13 protein-coding genes are annotated in these 13,997 nt (G+C 70.3%); 9 read left to right on the plus strand and 4 right to left on the minus strand.

The genetic code is table 11. From position 1 onward, the window contains the following. Positions 1–1,616: 1,616 nt before the first annotated feature. Positions 1,617–3,173 carry a chromosomal replication initiator protein DnaA gene (gene dnaA, locus JJ691_RS38835; RefSeq protein ID WP_211764480.1) on the minus strand — a complete coding sequence of 519 codons (1,557 nt, stop codon included), beginning with the start codon at positions 3,171–3,173 and terminating at the stop codon, positions 1,617–1,619. A 577-nt stretch (positions 3,174–3,750) separates the two neighbouring features. Here dnaA and rpmH point away from each other — a divergent pair. From rpmH to JJ691_RS38875, 8 genes are all read left to right on the plus strand, one after another. Then, entirely contained in the window at positions 3,751–3,894 is a 144-nt protein-coding gene (rpmH, locus tag JJ691_RS38840; RefSeq protein ID WP_084579815.1) for a 50S ribosomal protein L34, read from the plus strand. A gap of 12 nt (positions 3,895–3,906) precedes the next feature. Beyond that, a complete protein-coding gene (gene rnpA, locus JJ691_RS38845; protein WP_211764481.1) occupies positions 3,907–4,293 on the plus strand; it encodes a ribonuclease P protein component in 387 nt (128 codons plus the stop codon). Between the two features lie 20 nt (positions 4,294–4,313). Continuing rightward, positions 4,314–4,556: a membrane protein insertion efficiency factor YidD gene (gene yidD / locus JJ691_RS38850; RefSeq protein WP_442912508.1), complete on the plus strand. Its 243-nt coding sequence runs from the start codon at positions 4,314–4,316 to the stop codon at positions 4,554–4,556. A gap of 4 nt (positions 4,557–4,560) precedes the next feature. Beyond that, positions 4,561–5,676: a membrane protein insertase YidC gene (gene yidC / locus JJ691_RS38855; RefSeq protein WP_211764482.1), complete on the plus strand. Its 1,116-nt coding sequence runs from the start codon at positions 4,561–4,563 to the stop codon at positions 5,674–5,676. 28 nt (positions 5,677–5,704) lie between these two features. Continuing rightward, on the plus strand, positions 5,705–6,241 hold the full coding sequence (locus JJ691_RS38860) for a Jag family protein (RefSeq protein ID WP_211764483.1): 537 nt from the start codon (positions 5,705–5,707) through the stop codon (positions 6,239–6,241). A 264-nt stretch (positions 6,242–6,505) separates the two neighbouring features. Next, entirely contained in the window at positions 6,506–7,192 is a 687-nt protein-coding gene (rsmG, locus tag JJ691_RS38865) for a 16S rRNA (guanine(527)-N(7))-methyltransferase RsmG (protein WP_211764484.1), read from the plus strand. A gap of 107 nt (positions 7,193–7,299) precedes the next feature. Continuing rightward, entirely contained in the window at positions 7,300–8,217 is a 918-nt protein-coding gene (locus tag JJ691_RS38870) for a ParA family protein (RefSeq protein WP_211764485.1), read from the plus strand. Then, complete coding sequence (locus JJ691_RS38875) at positions 8,214–9,212, plus strand: ParB/RepB/Spo0J family partition protein (protein ID WP_211764486.1); 999 nt, start codon at positions 8,214–8,216, stop codon at positions 9,210–9,212. The genes JJ691_RS38870 and JJ691_RS38875 overlap by 4 nt, the downstream gene beginning before the upstream one ends. A gap of 417 nt (positions 9,213–9,629) precedes the next feature. Here the strand turns inward: JJ691_RS38875 and JJ691_RS38880 are convergent, their stop codons facing one another. Both JJ691_RS38880 and JJ691_RS38885 read right to left on the minus strand, forming a co-directional pair. After that, the gene (locus tag JJ691_RS38880) at positions 9,630–10,589 is read right to left on the minus strand and encodes a D-alanine--D-alanine ligase family protein (RefSeq protein ID WP_211764487.1); all 960 of its coding nucleotides are present in this window, start codon (positions 10,587–10,589) and stop codon (positions 9,630–9,632) included. A gap of 21 nt (positions 10,590–10,610) precedes the next feature. Then, positions 10,611–11,930 carry an aminotransferase-like domain-containing protein gene (locus JJ691_RS38885; protein ID WP_249227288.1) on the minus strand — a complete coding sequence of 440 codons (1,320 nt, stop codon included), beginning with the start codon at positions 11,928–11,930 and terminating at the stop codon, positions 10,611–10,613. 158 nt (positions 11,931–12,088) lie between these two features. Here JJ691_RS38885 and JJ691_RS38890 point away from each other — a divergent pair, with 158 nt between their 5' ends. Continuing rightward, positions 12,089–12,727, plus strand: a complete 639-nt coding sequence (locus JJ691_RS38890; RefSeq protein WP_211764488.1) for a GNAT family N-acetyltransferase — start codon at positions 12,089–12,091, stop codon at positions 12,725–12,727. Between the two features lie 70 nt (positions 12,728–12,797). Here JJ691_RS38890 and JJ691_RS38895 read toward each other — a convergent pair whose 3' ends face one another. Further along, positions 12,798–13,943: an N-acetylmuramoyl-L-alanine amidase gene (locus tag JJ691_RS38895; protein WP_211764489.1), complete on the minus strand. Its 1,146-nt coding sequence runs from the start codon at positions 13,941–13,943 to the stop codon at positions 12,798–12,800. Positions 13,944–13,997 lie beyond the last annotated feature (54 nt).

Genomic DNA, 13,997 nt, shown 5'->3' on the forward strand with positions numbered 1-13,997 from the left:
GACAACCGGGGTTTGCGCTGTTCAGGTGATGGCTGGGGGTGTGGGCAAGTACCCCGGGTGACCGGTGGACAACTCGGGCACCCCGTGGACAACTTCTCGACTGCTCCGAACGGTCCACAGATCGGTCGAGTTGTCCACACTTCCATCCCCAGATGTGGGCTGGTCCGTCCCCAGGTGTTGCACAGGGTGAAAGTGGCCCAGGTCTCCCCGATGTGGGTGACTGTGGACAACTTTTCTGGGATCGGGGGCCCGCCGACCCCTCCGACTCGCCAGAAAAGTTCACCGGGCGGGGGTTGCGGGCGGCCGGATTTCTGGGGGCGGCCGGGCCGCGACCGGGGGCGCTCGTCAGAAAGATCACGGATCTCAGCCCAGGTGGACAGGCGGATCCGGGGCGCGGCCGGGATTGGGCCGGCGCGGCGGGCGGGCGCAGAGCCGCCGGCGCAGAGTTTCTCACCGCCGTGCCGACCGGCCCAGGCCCCCGCCCAATAAGACTCTGGACTCGGCCGGCGGCGGCCGTCCGACCCAGGTGCGACCAGCACCTTTTCCACGCGGCAGCCGGTCCGGCCAAGGGGGCGAGCAGAAAGGTTCCCGGCGTGTCCGGCCTGGGCGGCGGGCCGGCGGCTCGTTCGCCGGTGGACCAGGCCGGCGCGGCCGCAGCCGGCGACCGGGCCGTGCAACTGCTGGCCGGGCACGTATCCGCTGGTCGGACCACATGGGCCGGCTGTGGATGGCCGACGGCGGCGACGTTTTCCCTGGTCGGTGCCTCGACACGCGTGAGGATGGCGACCTGGTTCGCGCCAGGCAGCCAGCAGTCGGACGCGTTTTCCCTGGTCAGTGGCGGCCAGCCCGCCTATGCCCGAGACCTGGCCCAGCCGAGCCACCAGCCGCCGGTTGCGGTTCCGCTGGTCGGAGCCCGCTGGTGGATCCATGGGGTGCGCCGCAGACACGGGCCGGACCAGGGCGAACGCCCTTCGCTTGGCGGGTGGCCGGACCGGCCGGCGACTTTTCCACGAGGTGGCTTGGCCGAGCCTGAGCGGCCGCTCGGAAAGGTGCGGCCGACCCGGGTGTGGGCGGAGCCGTTCCCCGGCGGCTGCTGGTTGGGCCGAGGGGCTGACCAGAAAGATGGAGTGCGGGGACCGGGCAGTCCGGACCTTTCTGATGACCACCACCGGCCGCGACCAGCACGTCGGTCAGAAAGATTTTGGCGAGCGGTCGAGTGGCTGGTGCGTCGGGCGGCAGGGGTGGCGGCTGTACGGCGGAGTCGGCGGGCGGTTTCTCACCGACCTGTGGGCCGCTGGCGGTCGGCCGGCCAGAAAGAAGGCGCGGTGCCCAGTGGTCCCGATGCGCTTGCGAGCCACCCAGCCGCCCGCTGGGGCGGAGCTTCCGCGCTGCGGTGGGCCGGGCACCCACTCATGTCGGCAGGCCCTTTCTCACTGGGGTGGCTGGTCGAGCCGAGCTCGCGGTGAGAAAGGTTGGGCAGTTGGTGGCACCTTTCTCACTGAGGCCGGCGGCCGACCGAGGTGGTCGGCGAGAAAGGTGTGGGCGTCAGCGGCCCTGGGCAGGACAGTGGAGAGCGGCCCGCCGGGATCGGGGGGCCGCTCAGGGGCGAAACGGGGTCAGGCGCGGGCGCGCTGCTTGATGCGGGAGGTGAGCTCCTGCACCTGGTCGTAGATCCGCCGGCGCTCGGCCATCTCCTTGCGGATCTTCTTGTCGGCGTGCATGACCGTGGTGTGGTCACGGCCGCCGAAGGTCTGGCCGATCTTGGGCAGCGACAGGTCGGTGAGCTCCCGGCACAGATACATGGAGATCTGCCGGGCCTGGGCCAGCGCCTTGGTCTTGCCGGGACCGCACAGGTCGTCGATGGAGACGCCGAAGAACTCCGCGGTCACGGCCATGATCGTCGGAGCGGTGATCTCCGGGGCGTGCGAGTCGGGGATCAGGTCCCGCAACACGATCTCGGCCAGCTGCACGTCCACCGGCTGCCGGTTGAGCGAGGCGAACGCGGTGACCCGGATCAGCGCGCCCTCCAGCTCCCGGATGTTGCGCTCGATGCGGGCGGCGATGAACTCCAGCACCTCGGCCGGCGCGGCCAGCCGGTCCTGGGCGGCCTTCTTGCGCAGGATGGCGATCCGGGTCTCCAGCTCGGGCGGCTGGATGTCGGTGATCAGGCCCCACTCGAACCGCGTGCGCAGCCGGTCCTCCAGGGTCTCCAGCCGCTTGGGCGGCCGGTCCGAGGACACCACGATCTGCTTGTTCGAGTTGTGCAGCGTGTTGAACGTGTGGAAGAACTCCTCCTGCGTGCCTTCCTTGCCCTCCAGGAACTGGATGTCGTCGACGAGCAGCACGTCGATGTCCCGGTAGCGGCGCTGGAAGGCGATCTTGCGGTCGTCCCGCAGGGAGTTGATGAAGTCGTTGGTGAACTCCTCGGTGGACACGTAGCGCACGCGCATCCCCGGGAACAGCCGCTGGGCGTAGTGCCCGACGGCGTGCAGCAGGTGGGTCTTGCCCAGGCCGGACTCGCCCCAGATGAACAGCGGGTTGTACGCCCGGGCCGGCGCCTCGGCCACCGCGACCGCGGCTGCGTGCGCGAACCGGTTGGACGCGCCGATGACAAAGGTGTCGAAGGTGTACTTCTCGTTCAGCCTGGTCTGCGAGTTGGTGCCCTGGCTCGGCTGGGTGGCCGCGGCCGGCGGCCCGCTGAAGGTCGGCCAGATCTCGTGCACGGTGGCCAGCGCCTCGCGCTCCTCGTCCACCTCGTCCTCGGCCGAGTCGCCGTCGTCGGACAGGGTGATCGCCGGCATCGGCGCGGTCTGCTCCGCGGGCGCGACGGCCGGCGGGCGCGGGGCGGGCGTGGTGATCAGCGGCGGGGGCGTCGGCACGGGCGGCGGACCAGGGGTGGCCCGCGGCACGACGGTGTCGACCTTGACGGCCAGCGACACCGGGCGGCCGAGCCGGCGGGAGAGCGCGGCGGTGATCGGATCGCGCAGGGCGCGCTCGATCGCCTCCTTGGCGAAGTCGCTCGGCGCGCCGAGCAGGACCGTGCCGTCCAGCAGCCCGATCGGCCGGGTCACCCGCATCCAGGCGCGCTGCAACGAGGACAGGGCCCCCGCGGCGAGCAGTTCCTGGACGACCTGGTCCCATACCTGACCGAGGTTGGTCTGGTCGTCGGACACGTCCCTGCTCCCCTCCCCTCGCCTGATTCGCCGACGCCGGGGTCGACGCGCGGATGCGCTCCAACCCCAGTTCGTCACGTCCGGTGGTGCTGTGGACAACGGGACACGTAGTCCACAGGTTGTCCACAACTGTGCACGAAGGTACGCCGGGACACATCGGCGCCTCGCACTGGGTCGGCCAGCGGCGAAGTCCGGGTTCCGCGCGAACGGTTCGGCGCCACGTGTGGGGAGCCTCGGGCCGGTCCCGAGGTGAAACCGCGGGGGAGCACGCTAACAAGGCGTGGCAGCCGCCACAAGCCGAACCGGCCGGTCACTCCCCCACAGTGGCCCGTCTGTCGCCTGATGGGGTGCTGGTCGGCTGCGCTGCGCAGCCGATTTGAGAACCGGCGCTCGGCTGCGTACTCTCGAATGGTCTCCCGCTGGTAGCGGGCGTCTTCGCGCGCCTGTGCCAATGAGCGCCGGAACATGACCGGCGCCCACGACTCTCGTCCGGTGCGGCCGTGTAGTGCGGTAACCGTGTGAGTGCGGCTGGGGACACCACCAGACCTGCTTGCAGTGAGCACCGGGAGACCCAGAAGTGAGCAAGGGAAAGCGCACCTTCCAGCCCAACAACCGTCGTCGCGCCAAGACCCACGGGTTCCGGCTGCGGATGCGGACTCGCGCGGGCCGCGCGATCCTGGCTGCCCGCCGGGGCAAGGGCCGCGCCCGCCTCTCGGCCTGACCCTGACGCGCCGTGCTCCCCGCGGCCGCCCGGCTGACCAGTAGCCAGGACTTCGGCCTGGTCGTCCGCCGGGGTCGCCGAGCCGGCAGACCCCGGCTCGTCATGCATGCCCTGACGAGCTCGGCGGACACATCAGCACCGACGTCGCCCACCCGGACCGAGCCCGCTCGGACCAGGGTGGGTTTCGTCGTGAGCAAGGCCGTCGGCAACTCGGTGGTTCGCCACGGGGTGAGCCGGCGCTTGCGGCACCAGATGGCGGAGCGGCTCGGGTCGCTGCCGGCCGGCACGGCGATCGTCGTCCGGGCGCTGCCGCCCGCCGCGGCCTCGTCCAGCGCCGAGCTCGGTCGCGACCTGGACGCCGCGCTGCGTCGCCTCGGCCTGACGGGCGGCGCCCCGTGACCGCGGCCGCGAAGGTGCTGGTGGCGCCGATCAGGGTGTACCAGAGGTGGATCTCCCCTCTGTTCCCCCCGAGCTGTCGCTTCTACCCGAGCTGCAGTGCTTACGCGGTGGAGGCGCTGACCGTCCATGGCGCGGTGCGTGGCAGCTGGCTGACAATTCGTCGGCTGCTGCGCTGCGGGCCCTGGCATCCTGGAGGCTTGGACCCGGTGCCGCCACGGCAGCCGCGGGCCGGCGCCAGTTCCAACACGGCTGCCGAGGAGTAGCTCAGTGCTCAACTTCATTTACTACCCCGTGTCGGGGATCTTGTGGGTATGGCACAAGGTCTTCGGCTTCATCTTCGGTGACGGGTCCTTCGGCGGCGCGGCCAGCTGGGCGCTCTCGGTGGTGTTCCTGGTGTTCACCCTGCGAGTGATTCTGTTCAAGCCGTTCGTCGCGCAGGTCAAGTCGATGCGCAAGATGGCCGAGTTCCAGCCCGAGATCAAGAAGCTGCAGAAGAAGTACGCCAACGACAAGCAGAAGCTCGCGGCGGAGATGCAGAAACTCCAGTCCGAGCACGGCGTGAACCCGTTGGCCGGCTGTCTGCCGATCCTGCTCCAGGCGCCCGTCTTCATCGGCCTCAACCACGTGCTGCGGTCGTTCAACCGCCCTGGGCTCAGCTACGAGCAGAACATCAAGATCCCGAACTACTGGATCCCCACCGAGGACGTCCAGTCCTTCCTGCAGGCCCGTCTGTTCGGCGCCCCGCTGTCCTCGTACATCGCGATGGCCGACAACGAGCTGAACGCGTTCGTGCCGCACGTTGGCCGGCTCGACGTGATCCTGGTGTCGATCCCGCTGATGATCGTGGCCAGCATCGCGACGCACCTGACCGCCCGGCACAACGTGGCCCGGCAGACCGCAGCGGTGACCGCGAACCCGCAGACCGCGATGATGAACAAGCTGACCCTCTACTTGTTCCCGCTCGGTGTGCTCGCCTTCGGCGCCTTCCTGCAGATCGGTCTGCTCTTCTACTGGCTGAGCAACAACGCCTGGACGCTCGGACAGCAGTACTTCGTCTATCACCGGATCGACCGGGAAGAGGCCGAGGCCAAGGCGAAGAAGGTCGAGCAGCGCAACAACCTCGCGCCCAAGCCCGGGCAGAAGCCGATGCAGCAGGTGCGCAAGCCGGTGAAGCCGGGCGACGCGGCCGACGCCACCGACGCCGCCGAGAAGGCCGCGGAGCCGGCGAGCGAGAAGGCGGCGGACAAGAGCGCGTCGTCGAGTGCCAACGGATCGAGCTCGCCGTCCAACGGTAGCGCCGTCAACGGCACCAGCGATGCCACCAAGGTGCCCGGCCTGGCGCCGACCCAAGCCCGAAAGAAGCAGAGCCGTAAGCGTCGCTGACGCCGAACTGTTCTGGAGAGGAGAGAACGTGTCGGAGACGTTGCAGGCGGCCGACGCCGACCAGGAGCCCGCGACCGAGGAGCGGTCGTCGGGCAGCACCGAGGATCTGCTCGTCCAGGAGGGCGACATCGCCGGTGACTACCTGGAGCAGCTGCTGGACGTGCTCGACTACGACGGCGACATCGACCTGGACGTGGAGGCCGGCCGCGCGATCGTGAGCATCGACGGCGGCGAGGAACTGGAGAAGCTGGTCGGTCCCCGCGGCACCGTGTTGGAGGCGCTGCAGGAGCTGACCCGGTTGGCCGTGCAGCAGGAGACCGGCGTGCGCAGCCGGCTGATGCTGGACATCGCCCAGTGGCGGGAGGGCCGGCGGAGCGAGCTTCGCGAGCTTGGTCGCTCGGCGGCGGAGAAGGCGCTCTCCACCGGCGAGAAGGTTCGGCTCCAGCCGATGACCCCGTTCGAGCGCAAGGTGGTGCACGACGCCGTGGCCGCGGTGAAGGGCACCTACAGCGAGAGCGAGGGCGAGGAGCCCCAGCGTCGCGTGGTGGTGTTCAAGGAGCAGTAAGTCGGACGCCCCGACCAGCGCGGCCCGTTTCACGTGAAACGGGCCGCGCTTTTTTGTGCCCGGGATCGGACGGGCGTGACTGCCGCTCCTCCGGGTGACGGCGAGCGGTCGGAGTGACGGTCGGTGGGTGGCATGCCCTGCGAACGGGTGCCGGTCGGCGACGCGGGGTGTTTGTTGGCCGCCGTGTTTCACGTGAAACGGGATCGTCGGGGAAGATGGGTCGGTCATGGTTTCACGTGAAACGCGCGGACGGATCGGGAGCGTATGAGCGAGTTGTTGTCGCCGCCAGGGGACGTCGTGGAGCGGGTATTCGGCGACGGGGCATCGGTGGCCATCAAGTTCGCCGCGCTCCTGGCCGACCATGGAGTGGAGCGCGGACTGATCGGTCCGCGGGAAGTCGAACGCCTCTGGGACCGGCATGTGTTCAACTCGGGTGTACTCGCCGAGTTGGTGCCGCAGAATTGCCGGGCGGTGGACGTAGGCTCGGGGGCAGGACTTCCCGGCATCCCACTGGCGATCGCTCGACCGGACCTCCGGCTCACCTTGTTGGAACCGATGGCCCGCCGCGTCGCCTGGTTGCAGGAAGTCGTGGACACCCTCGGCCTCGACGTCGAGGTGGTGCGTGGCCGGGCAGAGGAGCCCGAGGTTCGGCGTCGGCTCGGTGGCAGCGACATCGTCACCGCCCGCGCGGTCGCCCCACTGGAGCGACTGGCGAAGTGGTGCCTGCCGCTCCTACGTCCCGGCGGCCAGATGCTGGCGCTCAAGGGCGCCAGTGCGGCCGAGGAACTGCAACGCGATACGGCAGCGGTGGCAAAGATGGGTGGCTCCCGGCAGCGGGTGGCCAGCTGTGGGGCCGAGGTCCTTGAGGTGCCTACGACCGTCGTCGTGGTGGAGCGAGACGAACAGGTGGGGCGTCGTGACGGCGGGCGTCGGAGACGGAAGGATGGGTGAGCGTGTACTCGGATCCTCAGATCGGAGCACCGCATGTTCCACGTGAAACAGCGAGACTCGCAGAGGCACACGACGGGCCCGTCGGAGCCGGAGAGGTACTACGCCCGATGAATCCAGCAATGAGCGAGTCGGTCATGGCCGGCGAAGGCGCGACCTGGACTCCGATCGAAGCCGAGGCTCAGCGCGCCGCCAAGGTGCTGCACCCGGATTCGTTGAAGCTTCCCCGCCCGGCCCAGCGTCGCATCCTGACGGTGGCCAATCAGAAGGGCGGCGTCGGCAAGACGACCAGCACGGTCAACCTGGCCGCCGCCCTCGCCCTGCACGGCCTGAAGACGCTCGTGATCGACCTCGACCCCCAGGGCAACGCCAGCACCGCCTTGGCCATCGAGCACCGGTCCGGGACGCCGTCGGTGTACGAGGTGCTGATCGGTGAGATCTCCATCGCCGACGCGGCGGCGGTGAGCGAGCAGTCCGAGAACCTCTATTGCGTGCCCGCCACCATCGACCTGGCTGGCGCCGAGATCGAGCTCGTCTCGATGGTTGCCCGCGAGTCCCGCCTCAAGGAGGCGCTGTCCAGCGAGGCGCTCGACGCGCTCGGCATCGACTACGTCTTCATCGACTGCCCGCCCTCGCTCGGCCTGCTCACGGTCAACGCCCTCGTCGCAGCCAAGGAGGTGCTGATCCCCATCCAGTGCGAGTACTACGCCCTGGAGGGACTGGGTCAGCTGCTCCGCAACATCGACCTCGTCAAGGCGCACCTGAACCCGGCGCTGGACGTCTCCACCATCCTGCTCACCATGTACGACGGCCGTACCAAGCTGGCCGACCAGGTGACCAGCGAGGTGCGCGGCCACTTCGGCGACACCTGCCTGCAGACGGTCATCCCCCGGAGCGTGAAGGTCTCCGAGGCACCCGGCTACGGCCAGACGGTGCTCGCCTACGACCCGGGCTCGCGCGGTGCGATGAGCTACCTGGACGCCGCCCGTGAGATCGCCGACCGCGGCACTGAGATGGAGCACGCATGACACCGCCGGAACGCAAGGGCGGCCTCGGCCGCGGCCTCGCGGCGCTGATCCCCCAGGGACCGCCCGCCGGCGAGACCAGCGGCACGAACGGCGCTGCCGGCCCGGTCGCCACCCTGCCGGACAGCGCTCCCCCGGCGGTGGTCGGCGGCAACACAGTGGCCGGCGCGGTCTACCGCGAGGTGCCGATCACCGAGATCACGCCGAACCCGAAGCAGCCCCGGCAGGTGTTCGACGAGGAGGCGCTCGCGGAACTGGAGCACTCCATCCGCGAGTTCGGCTTGATGCAGCCGATCGTCGTCCGCGAGCTCGGCCGTGGCTCCTACGAGCTGGTGATGGGCGAGCGCCGCTGGCGTGCCTCCCAGCGGGCCGGCCTGGACGCCATCCCGGCCATCGTGCGCCAGACCGCGGACGCCGCCATGCTCCGTGACGCGCTGCTGGAGAACATCCACCGGGCCCAGCTGAACCCGCTCGAAGAGGCGGCGGCCTACCAGCAGCTGCTGGACGAGTTCGAGGTCACCCACGAGGAGTTGGCCGCCCGAATCGGCCGCAGCCGGCCGGTCATCACCAACACCATCCGGCTGCTGAAGCTCCCCCTGCCCGTGCAGCGCCGCGTCGCCGCCGGCGTGCTCTCCGCCGGCCACGCCCGGGCGCTGCTCGGGCTGGAGGACAACGGCGCTCAGGAGGACCTCGCCGCGCGCATCGTCGCCGAGGGGCTGTCCGTCCGGGCCACCGAGGAAATGGTCACGCTGGCCAAGAACGAGGCCCCGGCCAAGCCGAAGCCCGCTCCCCGCAAGCCCATCCACGCCCCCGGTCTCCAGGACCTCGCCGACCGCCTGTCCGACTCCTTCGACACCCGCGTCAAGGTCGAACTCGGTCGCCGCAAGGGCCGCATCGTCGTCGAGTTCGGCTCGGTCGACGACCTCGAACGCATCGTCGGACTCATCTCGCCAGATGCGGCAAATCGGACACAGATCGGGGACATCCCGTCACCTTGACCACTTACGTCACGGTGACGAAGTGGTTCGGCGGCATGATGTGCGGCTCCGGGTGGTGACAAGGCGCGCGGCGGCGACCGACCACCCGGGGCGGCGATTCCCCGCCTCCGCCGGACGGATGGAGTGGTTCGGCAGTCAGCAGTGACAGCCGAGCGACGTTTCACGTGGAACGACCAAGCGGAAGACGAAGCGGGTAGCGCGAGCGGATCAGGCGGCCGGGTGAGATGCGATCAACGCGCGGCCGATAGATGTCAGCCGGCGGAGGCAAGCAGTCGGGACGGGTGACTGCTTGGCGAAGGCGAGCCTCGCCGACAGGCCGGAAACGACAGGCTGTTGGGTTGGGCCGGTGGCTGAGATGAGCGCTGTGCCCGGAGGGCGGGCGAGGCGGACGCGGGGCCGCTGAGGAGGGCGCTGTGGTCAGCGGGGGCCGCGGGCCACAGCTTGCTCGATGAGGGCGGCGAAGGTGTCGCCCAGGGAGCGGCCGGCGGCCTCGATGGCCATGGGGAGCAGGGAGGTCTCGGTGAGGCCGGGCGAGACGTTGACCTGGAGGAAGTTCACGGTGCCGTCGGGGGTGACGATGGCGGTGGTGCGGGAGACGTCCCGGAGGCCGAGCAGGCGGTGCGCGGCGACGGCCAGCTCGGCGACCTCGGTGGTGGCGGCGGGGGTGAGGCGCGCGGGAGTGTGGAACTCCGTGAGGCCGGCGGTGTACCGGGCGGTGTAGTCGTAGATGCCGGTGGTGGGGCTGATCTCCACAGCGGGCAGGGCCTCGGGCCCGAAGGGGCCCTCCAGGACGCCGATGGCGACCTCGACGCCGTCGACGTACTGCTCGGCCATGACGGTGTCGCCGTAGGCGAGACAGCCGACCATGGCGGAGGGCAGCTCGGAAGCCTCCCGGACGACCTGGGTGCCGAGGGCGGAGCCGCCCTGCTCCGGCTTGAGCACGAGAGGCAGCCCGATGCGGTCGACGAGGGCGTCCAGGACGGCCTGGGCACCGAGGTCGCGGAAGGTGCTGTGCGGCAGCACGACCCAGTCGGGGGTGGCCAGGCCGACCCGGGCGAGCTCGGCCTTGGCGATGGGCCGGTCCCAGGCCCACCGGCAGGCCCGCGAGTCGGTGCCGACGTAGGGCACGCCGAACATCTCCAGGATTGACTGGATGGAGCCGTTCTCGCCCTCACCGCCGTGCAGGGCGACAACAACGGCCTCGGGGCGGTTGGCGCTGGAGCGAAGGCGCTCGAGCAGCCCGCTGTCGGTGTCCCACTCGTCGACGGTCAACCCGACCGACCGGAGAGCGGCCGACAACCGGCGGCCCGAGCGCAACGAAATGTCCCGCTCGTGCGACAACCCACCCGACAGCACGGCCACCCAACGATCCGACATGGCAGCAACCGTAGTTGACGGTCAGGCAGTGTCCGGAGTCGGCGTCTGGGCGCCGGACAGGGTCCGCCGCCGCACGGTGCCGAAGGTGTGCAGGAGGTCCATCTCCCCCTCCAGCACGGCCGCCAGCCGCCGAACGCCCTCGCGGATGCGCTCCGGGGTCGGATAGCAGTACGAGAGGCGCATCTGACGGCTGCCGAAGCTGTCGGCGTAGAAGGCGGTGCCGGGCACGTAGGCCACGCGCTGGGTGACGGCCCGAGGCAGCATCGCCTTGGTGTCCAGCCCCTCCGGCACGGTCAGCCACACGTAGAACCCACCGGCGGGCTTGGTCCAGGCGCAGCCGGCCGGCAGGTACTGGTCCATGGCGGCCAGGGTGGCGTCCCGGCGCTCCCGGTACTCCTCCCGATACGTCTTGATCTGGCCCTTCCAGTCGTGCTGGGACAGGTACCGGCTGACCACGGCCTGGGTGAAGGCCGGCGGGCACAGGGTGGCCGACTCGGCGGCCAGCACCAGCTTCTCCCGCACGGCGTGTGGCGCCAGCACCCAGCCGACCCGCAGGCCGGGGGCGAAGGTCTTGGAGAACGAGCCGAGGTAGACGACGTTGGTGGCGTCGGCGGAGCGCAGCGCCGGATAGGTCTGGCCGTCGAAGCCGAGCAGGCCGTACGGGTTGTCCTCGACCACGAGCACGTCGTGCTGGGCGCAGATGTCCAGGATCTCGCCGCGCCGCTGCACGGCCAGGGTCACGCCGGCCGGGTTCTGGAAGTTCGGAATGGTGTAGAGGAACTTCACCCGGCGGCCGCTGGCCCGCACGGCGGCCAGCGCCTGGCGCAGCGCCTCGGGCACCAGGCCGGCGTCGTCCATCTCCACGTGCACGACCTGGGCCTGGTAGGCGGAGAAGGTGCCCAGCGCGCCCACGTAGGACGGGGCCTCGGCCAGAACGACGTCACCCGGGTCGCAGAAGACCCGGGTGACCATGTCCAGCCCCATCTGGGAGCCGACTGTGACCACCACGTCGTCGGGGTGCGCGCTGATGCCCTCGAGCGCCATCACCTCGCAGATCTGCTCGCGCAGTTCGACGGTGCCCTGGGCCGAGCCGTACTGGAGGGCGGTCAGCCCCTCAGTGGCCACCATCTGGCCGACGTCGGCGGCCAGCGACTCCAGCGGAAGTGCGGAAAGATAGGGCATGCCGCCGGCGAGGGAGACAACTTCGGGGCGGCTCGCCACCGCGAAGAGAGCTCGGATCTCAGATGCGGTCATGCCCGCCGTGCGCGCTGCGTAGCGCCCCAGGTGCGGGTCGAGACTGCGTCCGGCCTGGTGCGCCGGCTGAGATCCGGTTTCGCTCACGCCTGCCTCCCTGACGTCCAATGCGGCGTGGGTAGATCGGTCGAGTGTAACGGGCGTCCCGATCGGGGCTGAGTCCTTCCGACGCTCGTCACACCGGCCTATGCTGGTTCGGGTTCCCGTGGGTCACGCGGGGTTCAGGTCTGCGCGTGGGAGGTCGGGTGTCGCGGCGCGTTGTGGGCGTCACTCTGGACAACCTGGAGCACCTTCCTAAGCGGTGCCGCAAATGCGTGTTCTGGGAGCTCGCCCCGCACTTGAAGGAGCAGGCCGAGGAGTACGGCCAGACCGACTTCGAGAAGGAGGCCTGGGTCTCCAGCGTGCTGCTGGAGTGGGGCTCCTGCGGTCGGATCATCTACGTGGACAACGTGCCGGCCGGCTACGCGCTCTACGCGCCGCCGAGCGCGGTGCCCAGGGCTGTCGCCTTCCCCACCGCCCCGGTGTCGGCCGACGCGGTGCTGCTGACCGCGCTGCGGGTGCTGCCCGAGTTCGAGCGGGGCGGCCTGGGCCGGGTGCTGGTGCAGGCGGTGGCCAAGGACCTCACCCGCCGCGGTGTGAAGGCGATCGAGGCGTTCAGCGACGCGTCCATCGACGACGAGTCCAGCTGTGTCATCCCGGCCAACTTCTTGCTCTCCGTCGGCTTCAAGACGGTCCGGCCACATCCCCGCTGGCCCCGGCTGCGGCTGGAGCTGCGGACGGCGCTGTCATGGAAGGAAGACGTGGAGGCGGCGCTGGAGCGCCTGCTGGGCACCGTGACGATCGCCGGTGTCGGCAGCGCCGAGCCCAGCCTGCGACCGGCCTGACCGGCCGCAAGATCCCAGCACGACAAATCGCCCCGTGCGCAGAGCACGGGGCGATTTGTCGATTAAGCGCTTACTCGGCCTTGGCCAGCTCGTGCCGGATCAGGTCGGCGAAGGTGAAGGTGCCGGTCGGCTGGTCGTTCTCGCCCAGCAGGTAGAGCCGCTTCACCGCGACCAGGATGCCCTCGGCCACCGTGTCGCGGAACGCCGGATCGGTCAGCTTGGCCCGGTCCGAGGCGTTGGTCAGGTAGCCCACCTCGACCCGCACCGCCGGGCAGCGGGTGCCGACCAGGATGTCCCAGGTGCGGCCGTGCGTGCGGCAGTCCGACAACCCGGTGCGGGCCACCAGCTCGCGCTGGATGAAGCCGGCCAGGGTCTCGCCGACGGTGGAGGTCGTGGTGCCGTTGCCGGTGCCGTAGTGGAACGTGGCGACGCCGGTGGCCTGCGGGGACGCGTTGGCGTCGACGTGCAGCGAGAGGATCAGGTCCGCGCCCGCCTCGTTGGCGAACCGGGCCCGCTCCCGCTCCGGTGGGCACTGGTCGGTGCCCCGGGACAGCAGCGCCTCCATGCCGGTGGCCTGCATGCGGCCCTCCAGCCGGCGGGCCAGGTCCCACACGAGGTCGGCCTCGCTGTTCGTGCCGACGACCACGCCCCGGTCCCGGCCGCCGTGGCCCGGGTCGATCACGATGCGCTTGCCGCGCAGCCGGGGCCCGGCCCGGCGAACCTGCTCCTGCTCACGCAGCAGCACCGGACGGCCACCGCGGACCTTGGGCGTCAGCTGGCGCAGCGCCCGCACGGTCTCGGCGCCGCAGATGCCGTCGGCGATCAGGCCGTACTCGCGCTGGAAGCTGCGCAGCGCCTGCTCGGTCATGTGGTCGAACACACCGGTGTGGCGGCCGGCGTCGAAGCCCAGCTCCAGCAGGCGCTCCTGCAAGGCGGCCACGTCGTCGCCGGTCATGGGGTGCGAGACCAGGTAGGTCAGTGGTCGGTCGCCGAGCTGGTAGGTGGCGGCACGCAGGGACGCGTAGGTGGCCGGGCCGACCAGACCGTCGGTGATCAGGCCGCGCTGCTGCTGGAAGGCACGCACCGCGTGCTCCACATCGGCGTCGAAGACGACCTCGCCGTCCTGCGGGTTTCCCGACAGCAGCCCCAGCGCGATGAGAGTCGACCTGATCTCGGCAACAGCCGGCCCGACGTCACCGCGACGGAGAACCTGCATACACCCTCGCTCGTCTAGGGCGCCGGATACCTCCGGCGCGGTGTGTGACGCCTT

The organism is Kutzneria sp. CA-103260 (genome assembly GCF_018263855.1).
Lineage (GTDB): Bacteria > Actinomycetota > Actinomycetes > Mycobacteriales > Pseudonocardiaceae > Kutzneria.

Coding starts and splice junctions, on each gene's coding strand:
- rsmG (WP_211764484.1), top strand. CDS start 6,506: ATGAGCGAGTTGTTGTCGCCGCCAGGGGACGTCGTGGAGCGGGTATTC.
- JJ691_RS38870 (WP_211764485.1), top strand. CDS start 7,300: ATGAATCCAGCAATGAGCGAGTCGGTCATGGCCGGCGAAGGCGCGACC.
- JJ691_RS38875 (WP_211764486.1), top strand. CDS start 8,214: ATGACACCGCCGGAACGCAAGGGCGGCCTCGGCCGCGGCCTCGCGGCG.
- JJ691_RS38880 (WP_211764487.1), bottom strand. CDS start 10,589: ATGTCGGATCGTTGGGTGGCCGTGCTGTCGGGTGGGTTGTCGCACGAG.
- JJ691_RS38895 (WP_211764489.1), bottom strand. CDS start 13,943: ATGCAGGTTCTCCGTCGCGGTGACGTCGGGCCGGCTGTTGCCGAGATC.